We start from the raw sequence: 15,575 nt of genomic DNA, 5'->3' as shown, positions 1-15,575 counted from the left end.
CTTTCTCAGGGGGTGTAGACCGTCGGCCTGGGAGCCGTCGGCATGTTGTTGCCGATGAAGAAGCTGGGGTGCGGGGGCTGGTTGTAGGCGGTGTTCTGCCAGGCCAGGGCGGTGCGGTACTGGGTGTCGTGGAGCAGGGTTGTGATCTTCGTGTTGGTCTGGTGGGGGGTGCTGTAGATGCGCAGGGCCTTGTTGTCGCTGGTGCGCCAGACGACCTCCTCGCGCCAGTCGCCGAGGATGTCACCGGACAGGACGGGCGTGGACTTCGATCCGTTGTTGGAGGAGACGCCGGATCCGGTCAGCAGGCGGGTGTCGCCGGACGTGCCGTACTTGTCGATGCGGGTGCCGTCGAGGAGTTCGCGGACGGGGTCGCCGTCCCACCAGGACAGGAAGTTGATGCTGGAGGGCTCCCGGCCGAGGGAGGCGCCGGTGGCGGAGCGCAGGGTGGTGTCGGCGGCGGACCAGGCCTCGGCGCCGGGGCTGCCGGCGTGGATGTCGGCGGCGACGCCGCGGCCGTTGTCGGAGCCCGACGCCGTCTGCCACAGGATCTGGCCGGTGCGGGCGTCGGCCATCCAGGAGCCGGGTTTGCCGGAGTCCTCGGAGACCTTGAAGTACTCCAGGCCCGTCCGGGAGGGGTTGAGGTCGCCGACGTGGCCGGCGTCGCCGTGGCCCAGCTTGGTGGTCCACAGTCCGTTGCCGTTGTCGTCGACGGTCATGGCGCCGTAGACGATCTCGTCCTTGCCGTCGGCGTCGACGTCGGCGACGGACAGGCTGTGGTTGCCCTGGCCGTCGTAGCCCTTGCCGCTGTTGGTGGAGGAGTTGGTGTCGAAGGTCCAGCGGCGTGTGAAGGAGCCGTTCCGCCAGTCCCAGGCGGCGATGACGGTGCGGGTGTAGTAGCCGCGGGCCATGATCAGGGAGGGGCGGGCGCCGTCGAGGTAGGCGGTGCCGGCGAGGAAGCGGTCGGCGCGGTTGCCGTAGTTGTCGCCCCAGGAGGAGACGGTGCCGCGGGCCGGGACGTAGTCGACGCTCTGCATCGCCTTGCCGGTCTGGCCGTTGAACATGGTCAGGAACTCCGGCCCGGACAGCACGTAGCCGGAGGAGTTGCGGTGGTCGGCCGAGGAGGAGCCGATGACCGCGCCGGTGCCGTCCTTCGTGCCGTCGGCGGTCTTCATGGCGACCTCGGCCTTGCCGTCGCCGTCGTAGTCGTAGACCTGGAACTGGGTGTAGTGGGCGCCTGAGCGGATGTTGCGGCCCAGGTCGATGCGCCACAGGCGGGTGCCGTCGAGTTTGAGGCCGTCGACGATGGTGTTGCCGGTGTAGCCGGACTGGGAGTTGTCCTTGGCGTTGGTCGGCTGCCACTTCAGGACGATGTCCAGGGCGCCGTCGCCGTCGAGGTCGCCCAGGGAGGCGTCGTTGGCCTCGTAGGTGTAGGCCGAGTTGCCCGGCGCGGTGCCGCCCGCGGGCGGGGAGAGGGGGACGTCCTTGTAACCGGTGCGGAACTGGACCGCGTGCACCGAGTCGCCCTGCTCCACGCCGTTCACGATCGCGCGGACGGTGTAGTCGGCGTGCGAGGGGGCGCCGGAGTGGAAGTAGTTCGTGGAGCCGGTGACCGGGGTCGGGTTGACCTTCGTACCGGCCCGGTACACGTTGAACGACACGTCGTTCGGGTCGGTACCCAGCCAGCGCCAGCTGACCAGGTTGCCACTGCCGGTGTGGACGCTGACCACGCCCCGGTCCAGCTTCTCGACCTGCCGGGCGGTGGCGGCCTCGGCGGAGTCGTCGGTGGCGAACGTGGTCAGGCCGGCGCCGACGAGTGCCGCCGTGGCTGCGGCGACGGGGAGGAGCAGGCGGCGTCTGCGGTGCCTGTGCGGGTGCTTCACGGGACGGACCTCCTGGAAGGACGGGCGGGTTCCGCCTCTCAGTCGCCGCCGGGTGCGCGGGAGTTGCCGTACCGCTCGGCCAGTTCGGCCACGGTCCGGGCGATCCTCGACCGCAGTTCGTCCGGAGCCAGCACCTCGATGCCGGTGCCCAGGCGCAGGAACTCGGCGTGGGCGTGCTCGACCGACTCGATGGGGACCGTGGCGCGTGTCCAGCCGTCGGCGTCGTCACGTCCGTGGCGCCGTACGGCCTCTCCCGCCGCCCCGGTGAGCGACGTCCCCGGGGCCAGCCGCACCACCGCCTCGCCGCGGTGCAGCCGGTCGTGGAAGCCGCGCTGGTACGCCGCCCAGTACGCGGCCAGGTCGAAGTCCCCTGGTCGGGTGAACTCCTCGTCGTGCGTGGTGAGTCCGAGGATCTGGTCGACCCGGTAGGTACGTGGTCCGGGCCCGGCGACGACGTACCAGCGGCCCGCCTTCAGTACCAGCCCGTACGGCTCCAGGCGGCGCTCCACGTCGGTGGGCTCGCGCCAGCGGCGGTACCGGACGTGCAGCACGCGGCTGTTCCACACGGCGTCCGCGACGGCCGGCAGGTGAGGGGCGTCATCGGCGTCCGCGTACCAGCCGGGGGCGTCCAGGTGGAACCGGCCGCTGATCCGGTCGGCGTGCGCGCGCAGCTCCGCCGGCAGGGCGGCGCGCACCTTGAGCTGGGCGGCGGCGAGCACGGAGCCGAGACCGAGCTGCGCGGCGGGGCCGGGGGCGCCCGCGAGGAAAAGAGCTTCGGCCTCGTCGGCGGTGAGACCCGTCAGACGGGTGCGGTAGCCGTCGAGCAGGCGGTAGCCGCCGGCGTGGCCCGCGTCGCCGTACAGCGGGACCCCGGCGGCAGCGAGGGCCTCCACGTCCCGGTAGACGGTACGGACCGAGACCTCCAGCTCCTCGGCGAGCTGCGCGGCGGTCATCCGGCCGCGGGTCTGGAGCAGCAGGAGGATCGAGACGAGTCGGCTGGACTTCACTGACACATGATGTCAGGGGACCGGTTCTAGCGTCCCGCCATGTCCTTCACGGAGAAACTGCTGACCGTGCCGCCACCGATCGAGGTGGCCGGCCGGTCGATCAAGCGCTACCACGTCACGGCCGACCCGGAGGGCATCGCGCCCGAGGTGGCGGAGGCGGCGTACGCGATCCTGCCCGAGCTGCTGCCGGAACCGGACGGCACCCCGCCGGCGACGTTCGTCGTGCTGCACCGCGGCGGTGACGACGGCGCCTATCTGAACGCGTACAGCTGGGTGTGGGACAACGTGCTGCACTTCGACGGCGCGGCGGCGGGCCAGCCGGTCCTCGGCTGCCCGGACCGCGACCCCGCGCACTTCGTCAGGCCCGGCCTGCCGTGGATCGGCTGCGTCTGGGAGCTGCCGCCGATCCTGCACGAACGCGACGCCTGGGTACGGCACATGCTCGCCCCGGACGTCCCCGACCTCGACGCCTATCTGGCCGACCGTCTGCCCGAGGGAACCACAGGAGACCGCTCATGAGCAGCCCGCACGACTTCGACTTCTTCCACGGCACCTGGAACGTCCTGCACCGCCGCCGCACCGACTTCCTCGACCCCGGCAGCGACTGGGAGGAGTTCCCGGGCCGGAGCGAGTGCCGGCCGCTGTTCGACGGGGCCGCCAACATCGACGAGATCGACATGCCGCACCTGGCCGCGAAGGGGCTGACGCTGCGGCTGTTCGACCCGGTCCGTAAGGAGTGGTCGCTCAACTGGGCGTCCAGCCGCAGCGGCACGCTGTTCCCGCCGGTCTTCGGCCGCTTCGAGGACGCGCGCGGCGAATTCCACGGCGACGACACCTACGACGGCAAGGACGTTCGGGTGCGGTTCGTGTGGTCGGGGGTCAGTGACACCGCCGCCCGCTGGGAGCAGGCGTTCTCGGTGGACGGCGGCCAGAGCTGGGTGACCAACTGGATCATGGAGTTCACACGGCCGGAGGATCCGGCGGCTTCCTGAAGGCCCGGAGTGTGAAGACGGGGTCGGGACGGGGACGGTCCTGGTCGGGGAGTTCCCCCAGGCGGGTGGCGAAGCCGTCGGCGAGCGGGTGGCCGGGCGGCAGGGTGACGAACCAGCCGCGTCTGAGGTCCGCGACCGTGCGGCGAGGGCTGCGGCCCTGTCCGTGGCCCCGGAAGCGGGCCTGCCCGGACGGGACCAGGCCGTGGCCGGCGGCGTAGGACTCGACGTCCGCCGCCGCGTCCCGGACCGGGCTGGGCGGGCGGGAGGACAGGACGACATCGATGTCACTGCCCACGTTGTGGGAGGCGGCCTTGTCGACCGTGGTCACGTAGACGCCGCCGGGCCGCAGCACCCGGGCGCACTCGCCGACGATGGTCCGGGCGTCGGCGGGCCCGGCGGCCAGGTGCAGCAGCCACACGCTGCACACGGCGTCGAACTCGCCGTCCCGGAAGGGCAGCCGACGGCTGTCGGCGAGCACCACGGCACCGGGCAGCCGGGCGGCGGCCTGCCGGGCCATCGCCGGGGCGAGGTCCACGCCGGTCACCCGCATGCCGTCGCGCGCGGCCGCGAGCCGGCGGGTGACGATGCCGGTGCCGCAGGCGACGTCGAGCAGGCTGCGCGCGTCCGGCGGCACGAGGCTCAGCACCGCCGCCGCGGCGGCGGCCGCCCTGGGCTCGCCGCCGCGCGAGGCGTCGTACCGCTCCGCTTCCTTGTCGTAGTCGAGCACCCGGTCAGTGTGCCCCGTGCCCGGGGGCCAGGTCCTCCACCCTGCGGGCGAGCTCGAAGTCCTTCTCGGTGACGGCGCCGCCCGCGCTGTGCGTGTGGACGGACAGCGACACCGAGTTGTAACCGAGCGTGAGGTCGGAGTGGTGGTCGAGCTCCTCCTGGACCTGGGCGATGTGCACGACCATCGCCGTCGCCGCGAAGTGCGAGCCGAGCCGGTAGGACCGGGTGAGGCGGTCCCCGTCGAGCGACCAGCCCGGCAGCTCGGCCAGCCGGTCCTCGACCTCCTTCTGCGACAGCGGTTCGACGGGCATGGGCTGCGCTCCTTCCCTGGCGCCGGGGTCCTCTGCTGCCTTCTCAGCCTGCCACAGCGGGACGTCCGAGGCCTGGTCGGAGCGGTCTGTCTGTCCGGCTCGGCCGGTTCTCGACTACGGTCCCGGCATGACCACTCATCCGTCCACCGCCGGCCAGGGCGTGGGGCCGCTGCTGCGGGCCTGGCGGGAGCAGCGCCGGGTCAGCCAGCTGGAGCTGGCCCTGCGCGCGGACTCCTCGGCCCGGCACATCAGCTTCGTCGAGACCGGCCGTTCCCGGCCCAGCGAGGAGATGGTGCTCCGGCTGGCCGAGCACCTGGACATCCCCGTGCGGGAGCGCAACGCGCTGCTGCTGGCGGCCGGTTACGCCCCGCGCTACCCCGAGACGTCGCTGGACGACCCGGCGCTGGGCGCGCTGCGCGAGGGCATCGAGCGGCTGATCGGGGGCTACGAGCCGTATCCGGCGCTGGTGGTGGACGCGCTGTACAACGTCGTGGCGGCCAACCGGGGGATCATGACGCTGATCGACGGCGTCTGCGAGTCCCTGCTCGAACCGCCGCTGAACGCGATGCGGCTCGCCCTGCACCCGCAGGGTCTGGCGCCGCGCATCCGCAATCTGCGCGCCTGGCGCGGGCACCTGCTGGAGCAGATGGAGCGGCAGATCGCGCTGCACCGCTCCGAGCCGCTGCGGGCGCTGTACGAGGAGGTGGCGGCGTATCCGGTGCCCGACGCGGAGCCGGCGGACGAGCCCGCGGAGCCGGTGCCGTACTTCGCGCTGCCGCTGCGCATCGAGCACGAGGGGCGGACGCTGTCGTTCATCTCCTCGATCTCCACGTTCAACACACCGATGGACGTGACCGTCGCCGAGCTGGCCATCGAGACGCTCCTCCCGGCCGACCCGGCGACTGTCAAGTACCTTCAGTCGCTGCTGCCCTGACGGGCCCTCAGGGCCATGTACTGGAGGGCGGCGAAGCCGGCCACGGTCAGGGACTGGAGCACCGTCCACACGGCGCCCGCCGTGCTCGGCGTGAGCCACAGCGCCAGGGCGACGAGGCTCACCGCCGTCCAGGCGAGGTTGGCCTCGACGACGGCCCGCACGCCGAGCGCCGGCGGCTGCCGGCGGGCGGCCAGCAGGCCCACGCCCGCCGCGTAGGCGGTGAGGAACGCGCCCAGTGCGAGCAGCAGCGTGGAGTCCACGCCGAGGAAACGGCCGAGCGGGCCGGAGAAGGCGAGGTAGGCGAGCGCGTTGGCGCCGGTCACCGCCGCGTCCAGGGCGAGGAAGCGGCGCAGCGTCGACTGCGGCGCGCCGGTCCGGGCGAGCGTGGCGGGCTGGGTCGCGGACATGGTGCATCACTCTCCGTCGGGTCAGGGTGCGGTGGCGGGCACCGGATCCCGGGCCGGAGTGCGCCGGCCCGGGACCCGGTGGGTTCACGATCCCCTCACGGGCGTGACCGGTCGATTACCCGCGGGGTAATGCCCGGCGACTCGTCCGTTCTCGCGATCTCCTCGCCCGCGGCCCTGTGAGACTGTCGGCGGGACGTGCCAGACTGATCGCAGGCTTGGGCACGTTGGGGAGGCGTGGCGTGAGTGAACGGCGGGCCGCACCCACCGTGGGCCAGGTGGTGCTGGGCAAGAGGTTGCAGGAGCTGCGCGAGGCGGCGGGCCTCAGTCGTGACGAGGCCGCCCGGGTGCTGCGCGTCGCCCCCGCGACGGTCCGGCGGATGGAGACCGCCGACGTCGCGCTGAAGATCCCGTACGTGCAGATCCTGCTGACGGCGTACGGCGTGCCGGACGACGAGGTGACCGCGTTCGTCGAGCTCGCCGAGGAGGCCAACCGGCCGGGCTGGTGGCAGCGGTTCCACGACGTGCTGCCGGAGTGGTTCAGCCTGTACGTGAGCCTGGAGGGCGCCGCCCGGATCATCCGGTCCTACGAGCCGCACTTCGTACCGGGGCTGTTGCAGACCGAGGGGTACGCGCGTGCGGTCCTGCAGGCCGGCACCATCGGGAACTTCGGGCCGGAGGCCGTGGAGCGGCACGTGTCGCTGCGCATGGAGCGGCAGCGGCTGCTGGAGCGCCCGAACCCGCCGCACCTGTGGGTGATCATGGACGAGACGGTGCTGCGGCGGCCGGTGAGCGTCGACGGCCAGGTGATGCGGGACCAGTTGGACAAGCTGCTGGAGTACTCCGAGCGGGACCGTGTCACGCTCCAGATCGCCGAGTTCCAGGACGGCCCGCACCCGGGGACGTACGCGCCGTTCTCCCTGTTCCGCTTCGCCGAGCCCGAACTGCCCGACATGGTCTTCACCGAGTACCTGACCGGCGCGCTCTACCTGGATTCCCGCAAGGAGGTCTCCGCGCACCTGGAGGTCCTCGACCACATGACGGCGGGCGCCGCCTCCACCCAGCGCACCGAGAGACTCCTGCGGGAGTACCGCGAGAGCTTCTGAGCGAGGCCCCGTCGGCACCGGCCGGCCGGCCCCTGGGCAGAGGGGACGCGCGCAGGCCGTGACCCGTACGGGCGTCGTCGGCGGGTGCGCTCCCCCGTCCGCCCCTAGCGTCGTCAGCACGGGGCGCGGCAAGAGCGCACGCCAAGGAGGTCAGATGCCCGGCTTCGAGCTGCTGTACCAGGCGGCCGCGCTGTGCCTGACGTATCCCGGCGACGACTTCCACGCCCGGCTGCCGCTGCTGCGTGAAGCCGCCCCGCAGCTACGGGAGTTCGCCGACCACGCGGCCGTCACCGCGCCGCGGGAGCTGGCCGCCCACTACCTCCAGGTCTTCGAGAGCGCGCAGGGCCACAGCCTGTACCTGAGCCGCTGGCGCGGGTTCTCGCCGGCCCGCTTCCAGGAGCTCTACAGCTCCCACGGATTGGAGCTCACCGGCGAGGAGCTGCCCGACTTCCTGCCCGCGGTACTGGAGTTCACGGCCCGCACCGGCAACACCGTGCTGCTGACCGAGCACCGGGCCGGACTGGAGCGACTGCGCTCCGGGCTGGCCGACTCCGGCACTCCGTACGCCTCCGTCGTCGACGCCGTGTACGCGACGCTGCCGCCCGCGGAGACCCAGGCAAGCGATCCGCCGGGAAGCTAGGGGGGTGTCCGCCTAGGCCGCCCCACCCTTCTGGTCGCCCTGCTCCTTCTCCTCGTCCACGATCTCCGCGTCGACGACACCCTCCTCGTCCCGCGGGGTGCCGGAGGATTCCTCGGTGGGGGTCTGCTGGGCCTGGGCGTACATCGCCTGGCCCATCTTCTGGCTGACCGTGGCGAGTTTCTCGACGCCGGTGCGCAGGGCGGCGGTGTCCGCCTGCTGTTCCAGCTGTCCCTTCACCTCGGCGACGGCCGACTCGACCTCGGTCTTGGTGTCGGCCGGGATCTTGTCGCCGTTGTCGCGGAGGAACTTCTCGGTCTGGTAGACGAGTTGCTCGGCCTGGTTGCGGGTCTCGGCGGCCTCGCGGCGCTTGCGGTCCTCCTCCGCGTACTGTTCGGCCTCGCGCATCATGCGGTCGATGTCGTCCTTGGGCAGGGCCGAGCCGCCGGTGACGGTCATCTTCTGCTCGCGGCCGGTCGCCAGGTCCTTGGCGGAGACGTGCATGATGCCGTTGGCGTCGATGTCGAAGGCCACCTCGATCTGCGGCACGCCGCGCGGCGCCGGCGGCAGGCCCGTCAGGTCGAATACGCCGAGCTTCTTGTTGTACGCGGCGATCTCGCGTTCGCCCTGGTAGACCTGGATGCCGACCGAGGGCTGGTTGTCGGCCGCCGTCGTGAAGATCTCCGAACGCCGCGTGGGGATGGTGGTGTTGCGTTCGATGAGCTTCGTCATGATGCCGCCCTTGGTCTCGATGCCCAGGGACAGCGGGGTGACGTCGAGCAGCAGCACGTCCTTGACGTCGCCGCGCAGGACGCCCGCCTGGAGCGCGGCGCCCACCGCCACGACCTCGTCGGGGTTGACGCCCTTGTGCGGTTCCTTGCCGGTGAGTTCCTTGACCAGGTCGGTCACCGCGGGCATCCGGGTCGAGCCGCCGACCAGGATCACGTGGTCGATCGCCGAGAGCTTCACGCCGGCGTCCTGGACCGCCTGGTGGAAGGGCGCCTTGCAGCGGTCGAGCAGGTCGGCGGTGAGCTCCTGGAACTGGGCCCGGGTCAGCTTCTCGTCGAGGTGCAGCGGCCCCTCGGCGGAGGCTGTGATGTAGGGCAGGTTGATCGTCGTCTCGGTGGAGCTGGACAGCTCGATCTTGGCCTTCTCGGCGCCCTCGCGCAGCCGCTGCACCGCCATCTTGTCGTTGCCGAGATCGACGCCGTACTGACCCTTGAAGCGCTTGATCAGGTACTCGACGATCCGCTGGTCCCAGTCGTCGCCGCCGAGGTGGGTGTCGCCGTTGGTGGCCTTCACCTCGATGACGCCCTCGCCCATCTCCAGCAGCGACACGTCGAAGGTGCCGCCGCCGAGGTCGAAGACGAGCACCGTCTGGTCGTTCTCCTTGTCCAGGCCGTAGGCGAGGGCCGCGGCCGTCGGCTCGTTGATGATCCGCAGCACCTTCAGGCCCGCGATCTCCCCGGCCTCCTTGGTGGCCTGCCGCTGGCTGTCGTCGAAGTAGGCCGGGACGGTGATCACCGCGTCGGTGACGTCCTCGCCGAGGTAGGACTCCGCGTCCCGCTTCAGTTTCTGCAGCACCCGCGCGGACAGTTCCTGCGCCCGGTAGCGGGTGCCGTCGATGTCGCCGTGGTCGGGGAAGCGCCAGTGCGCGTCACCCATGTGGCGCTTGACCGAGCGGGCGGTGCGATCCACGTTCGTCACGGCCTGCCGCTTGGCCACCTCCCCGACCAGCACCTCGCCGTTCTTGGCGAACGCCACGACCGAGGGTGTGGTCCTGGCCCCCTCCGCATTGGCGATGACGGTGGGCTCGCCGCCTTCCAGCACGGCGACCACCGAGTTCGTGGTTCCGAGGTCGATCCCGACCGCACGTCCCATCGCTGTCCCCTTCCGCCAGGGCGCTCTTACTCTCCAGCACAAAACTTGAGTGCGCTGTTGTCAATGCCGCGAGGGGGTGATCGGCCCGCGGAGCGCCACGGCTCGCCGGGGCCGGTCGGTGACGAGCACGTCCACGCGCGGGTGGGCGAGGAAGGCCCGCATCAGGGTGTCGTCGTTGACCGTCCACACCATGGTGAACAGGCCGTGCCGGGTCGCCTCGCGCAGCACGGTGGTCCTGGCCAGCCGCTGGTGGACGGCGACGCCGTGGGCCCCGCAGGCCCGGATGCGGCGGGCCGGGAACAGCTCGCTCAGCCGGGTCCCGGGCAGCCGGGCCAGGGCCAGTTCCCTGCGGTCGCGCCCCAGGGACAGCGCGGTGCGCACCCCGGGGAAGGCCTGTGCGACGGCGGCCACGGAGCAGTCCTCCAGCGTCGTCACGACGAGCCCGTCCACGCCGAGCAGGGCCACCGCCCGGTCGATCACCTCCCGCTCGTAGCCCGCCTCCTTCAGGTCCAGGTGCGCCACGAGCTTCCCGGCGATCAGCGCCATGACCTCGTCCACCACCGGCACGTCGTACCCGGCCCGCTCGCTCAGCTCGGCGTGCGTGAGCGCGGCCAGCGGCGGCCCGGTGTGCCCGACCCGGGGGTCGTGGTAGACGACGAGGACGCCGTCCATCGTGCGGCGGATGTCGAACTCGACGTACTCCGCGCCGGACTCGAGCGCGTCCTCGTATGCCTGCCAGGTGGCGGGTCCGGCGCGCTCGGAGCCGCCCCGGTGGGCGGAGACGGCGGGGCGTGGCGTCATGGTCGTCGGCTCCCGGAGGGCGAGCGTGGCGGCGGGACGGGTACGGCGTCGTCGTCGGACGCCGGCAGCAGCGAGCCGGAGCGGGTGCTGATCCGTCTGAGCAGGACGTAGCCGATCAGGACCAGGATCACGAAGGGGAGCCAGGCCAGCGCGTAGGCCGTGCCGTAGGCGCGCAGGTCGAGGATGGAGCTGTGCTCGTCGACGTTCGTGCCGTTCACGCCGAAGAAGGCCAGCAGCAGGGTGGGCGGCAGGGCGATCAGCGTGGCGGCGGCGACCAGGCCGGAGACGGTGCGGTCCCGGCGGTCGTCGCGCTCGGCGAGCTCGGCGTCCAGGGCGGCGGAGCGGGCGCTGATCACCGAGGTCAGGCGCTCGACCATGCGGGCCGAGTTCTCCAGGCTGTCGCGGATGCCGAGCGCGTCGCGCAGCGCGGACTGGAACGCCTCCATGACCATCTCGGGGATCAGCAGGCTGTCGACGTAGGCCTCGACCCCGAAGGCGAGGTCCAGCTGGAGTTCGTTGACGCCCGCGGACAGGCGGGTGATCAGGGAGCGGATCTCGGTGGGCGAGTCGGTCAGGGCCCGCTCGTTGGCCTTCATCGTCGCGAAGGCCGCGAGGCGGGTGCGCTGGAGCACGGCCAGGGCGGAGATCATGCCGATGGCGACGAGCATCAGGCCGTTCTCGACGTGCGGGGCCCAGCCCGCCTGGACGGAGACGCCCCGGCCGAGGGCGGACAGGGTGACGCCGTGGTTCCTGACGTGCGGCGCGAGGCTCGCGTCGTAGGGCGTGGCGGGGTTCCAGGGCATCCGGCCGCGGTAGACGATCTCGTTCAGCAGGATCGCCTTGCGGGCCGGGTCGGCGCTGAGCAGCTCGTGCTGTAACCGGCCGCCGGGGAAGACGAGTTGGTGCACGTTCTGGCCGAGGGCGAGCGACCGGCCGCCGAGTTGCCGGGCCAGCACCGTCAGGAGCGGGCGGTCGTCGAGTTCGATCCGCTCCCGGTCGAAGCAGGTGGTGGCCAGCCAGGCGGCGAGGTCGCCGGCCGTGGTCTCGCCCGCGAAGGCGCAGTCCACGACGAGGGTGGCGTCGCCGCGCGGGGTGGCGACGACGAGGATCCGCAGGGACGCGAGGCCGAGGCCGTGGTCGCCGTGCGGCAGCCGCAGCCGGCGTGGCGCGACCTGTTCGTCGAGCAGCGCAGCGGGGAGCACGTCCTGGCTGGTCATCAAGTGGGAGGCGAAGCGGCCGTAGTCGTAGCGGTCGACGAGGGCGCCGAGGGTGGTGTCCCGGGGGCGGAGCCGACCGGAGAGACTGAACAGCAGCAGGACGCGGGTCCGGTCACGGGTGGCGGAGTCGAGCACCGTCGCGCTGGTGGACGTTCCCGGCAGCATCGTGTTCCTTCCGGACCGTCGGCGTCAGAGCGTCTGGTTCATACCCCGGGCGCGGATGGCGAACCGACGCGTCGCGCGGGCCGCGCCTGGTGGGCGGGCCCGCGCGACGTGGGTGGGGCCGGTCAGGCGAGCTTGGCGGTCAGGGTGATGGGCGTGGCCTTGAGGGCCTGGCTGACCGGGCAGCCGACCTTGGCCTCCTCGGCGGCGGCGAGGAAGGCCGCCTCGTCCATGCCGGGGACGGTGCCCTCGACGGTGAGGTGGATGCCGGTGATGCCCTCGCCGGGCTGGAAGGTGACGTCGGCGGAGGTCACCAGCTTGGTCGGCGGGGTGCCGGCCTTGTCGAGGATGTTGGAGAAGGCCATCGAGAAGCAGCTGGAGTGGGCGGCGGCGATCAGCTCCTCCGGGCTGGTCTTCCCGCCCGGCTCCTCGGTGCGGGCCGCCCAGGTCACCGGCTGCTCGGCGAGGATGCCGGAGGAGTCCAAGGTGACGACGCCGTTGCCCTTGAAGAGGTTGCCTTCCCAAACGGTGTGTGCGGAGCGCGTGGCTGCCATGTCGCATCCTTTCGATGAGTATCCGGAAACCGTGACCGGTTCCCGGCCACTATCCGATCACACTCCGGTTCAACTCACGCGGAAGACCGGACCTCTGGCGCTGAACGGCAGCCGCGCCCCTCGCGGGATCAGGTACGCGTGCTCGCGCCGCACGCGCAGGACGTCGCACCAGCCGTCGGTGATGATCAGGACGGGCGCGCCGGGCGGGAAGTCGTCGGCACGGTGCAGCAGGTCGATGCCGGGTTGCAGGACGGTGCCGCCCCGGCCGTGCACGCGCACCCGGCCGGCGATCTCGGTGACCGGCAGATAGCCGGCGTCGTGCGGGGCCGCGTCGCAGAACACGACCCGGGCGGCCGGTACGTCCCGGGCCTCGGCGTAGGAGGCGATGGCGCCCAGTGCCTTGCCGAGCAGGACGCGGTCCATGGAGCCGGAGGTGTCCAGGACCACGCCGAAGGTGCAGCGGGCGATCTCCTCGGGCGGGAAGTACCGCCCCGCGCGGGGGATCCCGGGGGTGGCCGCCTGGCGGCGCGAGGGGCGGGCGAAGGACCGTACGGGCTCGGGGCGGGGCACGAACTCGTCGAACCAGCGGGCGAGCCGCGCGTCCCACGGCAGCGGCGGATGGCTGAGCGCGCGGATCTCGTCGACCAGGCCGCCGGGCAGGAAGCCGCGCTCCTGCCGCTGGTGCAGGTCGAGTCCCTGGGCGAGGCCGCGGCGGTAGAACCCGTCCAGGTCGACGTAGTCGCGGGGCGGGCCGAGCGGCGCGCCGAGGACATCGCCGGCGCCCTTGCCGCGCGGTGTGGCCAGCCGGCGCATGCGGCGCAGGTCGCCGGCGATCCGGTCGTACACCTCCTCCGCGGACAGGCCCGCGAGCCCCGGGTCGTGCAGCAGCCCCTCGGGCATGGCGCCGACCTGCATCTCGGTCAGCCAGCCGTTGATCACGTAGTCGCAGGCGATGTTGAACAGGTAGGGGTCGCGGGTGCCGCAGCGGTCGCCGTGGCGCAGGGCGGCGTGCAGCATCTCGTGGGCCAGGACGAACCGCCACTCCTCGTCGTCGAACTGCCGCAGCGGGTTGACGTAGATCTCGCCGGCCTCGGCGTTGACCGCGGCGATCGCGATGCCGTGCGCGCGGGCGAGTTCGGCGTCGGCGACCAGCTTGATGCCGGACGCGATACCGCCGAGCAGCGGGTAGGAGGACATGAACCAGCTCAGCGCCCGCTGCCAGGGCCGCAGCAGCGGTGCCTCGCCGTCCAGGCTGTCGCGGCGGCCGCCCGCCATGTCCATCGCGGCGGACACGGTCCGGGTCAGGGCGCCGGCGAAGGCCAGCTGCCAGTCGGGCGGCTGGGACCAGCCCACCCACGGCACCAGCACCTGGTCGGGCTCGTCGCCGGCCGTGCCGCAGCGCTCGTACACGGCGGGCAGTCCGTCGCGTCGCCAGCGGGCCGCGAGCTGCTCCTCGTCGCCGTCCGGGTAGGAGGCGGGGAGGTGCTCCGGGGTCTCGCCGATGGTGAAGCCGAGCAGGAAGCGGTTGACGACGACGCAGCGGGCGGCGAGGTCGTGGCGGTCGGACTGGACGCGGTCGCCCTTGACCGCCGGGACGTGCCCGAAGCCGAGGTGGAGGACGGCGTGGGCGAGCGCCCAGGCCCAGGCGGCGGGCTCGGCGAGCCGGTCCGGGTGGACGTGCAGATCGCCGTCGGAGTCGACGACCACGAGTCCGTGGCGGGGCGCGAAGCGGCACTCCTCCTGGCGGCAGACGTCGAACTCCACGGCGGCGAGGGCGGGGTTGGTCCGCATCAGCCGCATTCCCTCGGCGAAGGCCTCGCCCGCGAGGTCCCGCTTCTTCTTCCGCCGGTCCTTGTCGTGGCCACGGCTCACCGGCGTGCCTCCACCAGCCGGGGCATGTCGCGCGCCGCCTCGACGAGGAACCAGGAGGGCAGCACGGGGTTGCCGTCGCTGTCGGAGGCGATGACGGTCTGGGCGACCTCGACGGATATCTCCGCGAGCTGTACCAGCAGCGACTTGGCGCGGTAGGCGGTCTGGCGGCCGTTCGCCGACATGTGCTCCTTGCTCGCGGGCAGTTCCTTGATCAGGCGGCCGCGGAAGGAGTCGGCCAGGTAGAAGAGCAGGTCGCGGTCCTCCGCACGGTTCGGCCAGCGGGCGTCGCCCTTGAGGATCGCCTCGATGCCGAACCGGCTGCGCACGATCTTGACGTAGCCGCAGAAGGCCTGCGCGTGCGCGGGCGTCAGCGTGCCGTGCGCGAGCACCCGCAGCGTCTCCTCGTCGAGGTCGCGGCCGAAGGAGTGCAGGGCGTCGGAGAGCATGTGCCAGGAACGGGGCGTGGAGAACGGCTCCTCCGTCTTCGGCGGCTTGGACCACAGGTGGTCGGGCCGGTCGGTGAGGTGGTCCACGATCCAGGGGTGGATGCTGTTGTCCGCGGCCCAGACGAGCCAGTCCGTCGCGGACGCCTCCAGGTGCACGTGGGTGAGGCGGTTGACGAGCGCGGAGGCGATGGGCCGGGCGAGCGCGTTGTCGGTGGCGCGGTTTCCGGCGCCGATGACGATCGAGCCCTTGGGCAGTTCGTAGCTGCCGATACGGCGGTCGAGGATCAGCGAGTAGAACGCCTTCTGCACGTCCGGAGTGGCCGCGTTGAGCTCGTCCAGGAACAGGCAGTACGGCTCGTCCCGGGCGATCGCCTCCGGCGGGCAGAACACCGAGCGCCCCTCGCGGATCTGCGGTACGCCGATGAGGTCCTCGGGCGCCAGCTGGGTGCCCAGCAGGCTCACGCACTCCAGGCCGAGCGACTCGGCGAACGCCCGTACCAGGGAGGACTTCCCGATGCCGGGAGCGCCCCAGAGGAAGACCGGCCGGACGGTGGCGAGACCGAGCAGCAGCTCCGGGATGCGGGCGGGAGTGACGGTGACGGCGGCCTGCAAGGCAGGTTCTCCTCGAAAGGGGTGTGGGAAGAC

General features: G+C 72.1%; 16 protein-coding genes. 5 read left to right on the top strand and 11 right to left on the bottom strand.

The window, feature by feature from the left end; all coding sequences use genetic code 11:
* Window positions 1-5 precede the first annotated feature (5 nt).
* Together PV963_RS37660 and PV963_RS37655 are read right to left on the bottom strand one after the other, a co-directional pair.
* A complete protein-coding gene (locus PV963_RS37660; protein ID WP_274820929.1) occupies window positions 6-1,880 on the bottom strand; it encodes a rhamnogalacturonan lyase in 1,875 nt (624 codons plus the stop codon).
* A 38-nt stretch (window positions 1,881-1,918) separates the two neighbouring features.
* Window positions 1,919-2,887 carry a helix-turn-helix transcriptional regulator gene (locus PV963_RS37655; RefSeq protein WP_274820928.1) on the bottom strand — a complete coding sequence of 323 codons (969 nt, stop codon included), beginning with the start codon at window positions 2,885-2,887 and terminating at the stop codon, window positions 1,919-1,921.
* Between the two features lie 39 nt (window positions 2,888-2,926).
* Between PV963_RS37655 and PV963_RS37650 the strand changes: the two genes are divergently transcribed.
* Window positions 2,927-3,406: a hypothetical protein gene (locus PV963_RS37650; RefSeq protein WP_274820927.1), complete on the top strand. Its 480-nt coding sequence runs from the start codon at window positions 2,927-2,929 to the stop codon at window positions 3,404-3,406.
* Window positions 3,403-3,879 (top strand): hypothetical protein, encoded by a 477-nt coding sequence (locus PV963_RS37645; protein WP_274820926.1) that lies wholly within the window; start codon window positions 3,403-3,405, stop codon window positions 3,877-3,879. The genes PV963_RS37650 and PV963_RS37645 overlap by 4 nt, the downstream gene beginning before the upstream one ends.
* Here the strand turns inward: PV963_RS37645 and PV963_RS37640 are convergent.
* Both PV963_RS37640 and PV963_RS37635 read right to left on the bottom strand, forming a co-directional pair.
* A complete protein-coding gene (locus PV963_RS37640) occupies window positions 3,848-4,606 on the bottom strand; it encodes a class I SAM-dependent methyltransferase (protein ID WP_274820925.1) in 759 nt (252 codons plus the stop codon). The two genes, PV963_RS37645 and PV963_RS37640, sit on opposite strands and share 32 nt — an antisense overlap.
* A 4-nt stretch (window positions 4,607-4,610) precedes the next feature.
* A complete protein-coding gene (locus tag PV963_RS37635) occupies window positions 4,611-4,916 on the bottom strand; it encodes a 4a-hydroxytetrahydrobiopterin dehydratase (RefSeq protein ID WP_059421762.1) in 306 nt (101 codons plus the stop codon).
* 127 nt (window positions 4,917-5,043) lie between these two features.
* Between PV963_RS37635 and PV963_RS37630 the strand changes: the two genes are divergently transcribed.
* Window positions 5,044-5,850, top strand: a complete 807-nt coding sequence (locus PV963_RS37630; RefSeq protein ID WP_274820924.1) for a helix-turn-helix domain-containing protein — start codon at window positions 5,044-5,046, stop codon at window positions 5,848-5,850.
* Here PV963_RS37630 and PV963_RS37625 read toward each other — a convergent pair.
* Entirely contained in the window at window positions 5,832-6,257 is a 426-nt protein-coding gene (locus PV963_RS37625) for a hypothetical protein (RefSeq protein WP_274820923.1), read from the bottom strand. The genes PV963_RS37630 and PV963_RS37625 overlap by 19 nt on opposite strands.
* Before the next feature lie 239 nt (window positions 6,258-6,496).
* Here PV963_RS37625 and PV963_RS37620 point away from each other — a divergent pair, with 239 nt between their 5' ends.
* Both PV963_RS37620 and PV963_RS37615 read left to right on the top strand, forming a co-directional pair.
* A complete protein-coding gene (locus PV963_RS37620; RefSeq protein WP_274820922.1) occupies window positions 6,497-7,360 on the top strand; it encodes a helix-turn-helix domain-containing protein in 864 nt (287 codons plus the stop codon).
* 154 nt (window positions 7,361-7,514) lie between these two features.
* Entirely contained in the window at window positions 7,515-8,000 is a 486-nt protein-coding gene (locus tag PV963_RS37615) for a nitrate reductase molybdenum cofactor assembly chaperone (protein WP_274820921.1), read from the top strand.
* A gap of 12 nt (window positions 8,001-8,012) precedes the next feature.
* On the opposite strand, the gene dnaK is transcribed toward PV963_RS37615, so the two are convergent.
* From dnaK to PV963_RS37585, 6 genes are all read right to left on the bottom strand, one after another.
* On the bottom strand, window positions 8,013-9,878 hold the full coding sequence (gene dnaK / locus PV963_RS37610; protein WP_274820920.1) for a molecular chaperone DnaK: 1,866 nt from the start codon (window positions 9,876-9,878) through the stop codon (window positions 8,013-8,015).
* 60 nt (window positions 9,879-9,938) lie between these two features.
* Complete coding sequence (locus PV963_RS37605) at window positions 9,939-10,679, bottom strand: glycerophosphodiester phosphodiesterase family protein (RefSeq protein ID WP_274820919.1); 741 nt, start codon at window positions 10,677-10,679, stop codon at window positions 9,939-9,941.
* Entirely contained in the window at window positions 10,676-12,061 is a 1,386-nt protein-coding gene (locus tag PV963_RS37600; protein WP_274820918.1) for a hypothetical protein, read from the bottom strand. Before PV963_RS37600 ends, PV963_RS37605 begins: the two co-directional genes overlap by 4 nt.
* A gap of 122 nt (window positions 12,062-12,183) precedes the next feature.
* Window positions 12,184-12,612 (bottom strand): OsmC family peroxiredoxin, encoded by a 429-nt coding sequence (locus PV963_RS37595; RefSeq protein ID WP_274820917.1) that lies wholly within the window; start codon window positions 12,610-12,612, stop codon window positions 12,184-12,186.
* A 69-nt stretch (window positions 12,613-12,681) separates the two neighbouring features.
* A complete protein-coding gene (locus PV963_RS37590; protein ID WP_425541047.1) occupies window positions 12,682-14,412 on the bottom strand; it encodes a vWA domain-containing protein in 1,731 nt (576 codons plus the stop codon).
* A 68-nt stretch (window positions 14,413-14,480) separates the two neighbouring features.
* Entirely contained in the window at window positions 14,481-15,542 is a 1,062-nt protein-coding gene (locus tag PV963_RS37585; protein WP_274820915.1) for an ATP-binding protein, read from the bottom strand.
* Window positions 15,543-15,575 lie beyond the last annotated feature (33 nt).

The organism is Streptomyces coeruleorubidus, assembly GCF_028885415.1.
Lineage (GTDB): Bacteria > Actinomycetota > Actinomycetes > Streptomycetales > Streptomycetaceae > Streptomyces > Streptomyces coeruleorubidus_A.
This window is presented reverse-complemented; position numbering and strand designations above follow the sequence as displayed.

Excerpts from the sequence above, each read along its gene's own strand:
- PV963_RS37650 (WP_274820927.1), top strand. The coding sequence starts at position 2,927 with ATGTCCTTCACGGAGAAACTGCTGACCGTGCCGCCACCGATCGAGGTG.
- PV963_RS37645 (WP_274820926.1), top strand. The coding sequence starts at position 3,403 with ATGAGCAGCCCGCACGACTTCGACTTCTTCCACGGCACCTGGAACGTC.
- PV963_RS37635 (WP_059421762.1), bottom strand. The coding sequence starts at position 4,916 with ATGCCCGTCGAACCGCTGTCGCAGAAGGAGGTCGAGGACCGGCTGGCC.
- PV963_RS37630 (WP_274820924.1), top strand. The coding sequence starts at position 5,044 with ATGACCACTCATCCGTCCACCGCCGGCCAGGGCGTGGGGCCGCTGCTG.
- PV963_RS37625 (WP_274820923.1), bottom strand. The coding sequence starts at position 6,257 with ATGTCCGCGACCCAGCCCGCCACGCTCGCCCGGACCGGCGCGCCGCAG.
- PV963_RS37615 (WP_274820921.1), top strand. The coding sequence starts at position 7,515 with ATGCCCGGCTTCGAGCTGCTGTACCAGGCGGCCGCGCTGTGCCTGACG.
- dnaK (WP_274820920.1), bottom strand. The coding sequence starts at position 9,878 with ATGGGACGTGCGGTCGGGATCGACCTCGGAACCACGAACTCGGTGGTC.
- PV963_RS37605 (WP_274820919.1), bottom strand. The coding sequence starts at position 10,679 with ATGACGCCACGCCCCGCCGTCTCCGCCCACCGGGGCGGCTCCGAGCGC.
- PV963_RS37600 (WP_274820918.1), bottom strand. The coding sequence starts at position 12,061 with ATGCTGCCGGGAACGTCCACCAGCGCGACGGTGCTCGACTCCGCCACC.
- PV963_RS37595 (WP_274820917.1), bottom strand. The coding sequence starts at position 12,612 with ATGGCAGCCACGCGCTCCGCACACACCGTTTGGGAAGGCAACCTCTTC.
- PV963_RS37590 (WP_425541047.1), bottom strand. The coding sequence starts at position 14,412 with ATGCGGCTGATGCGGACCAACCCCGCCCTCGCCGCCGTGGAGTTCGAC.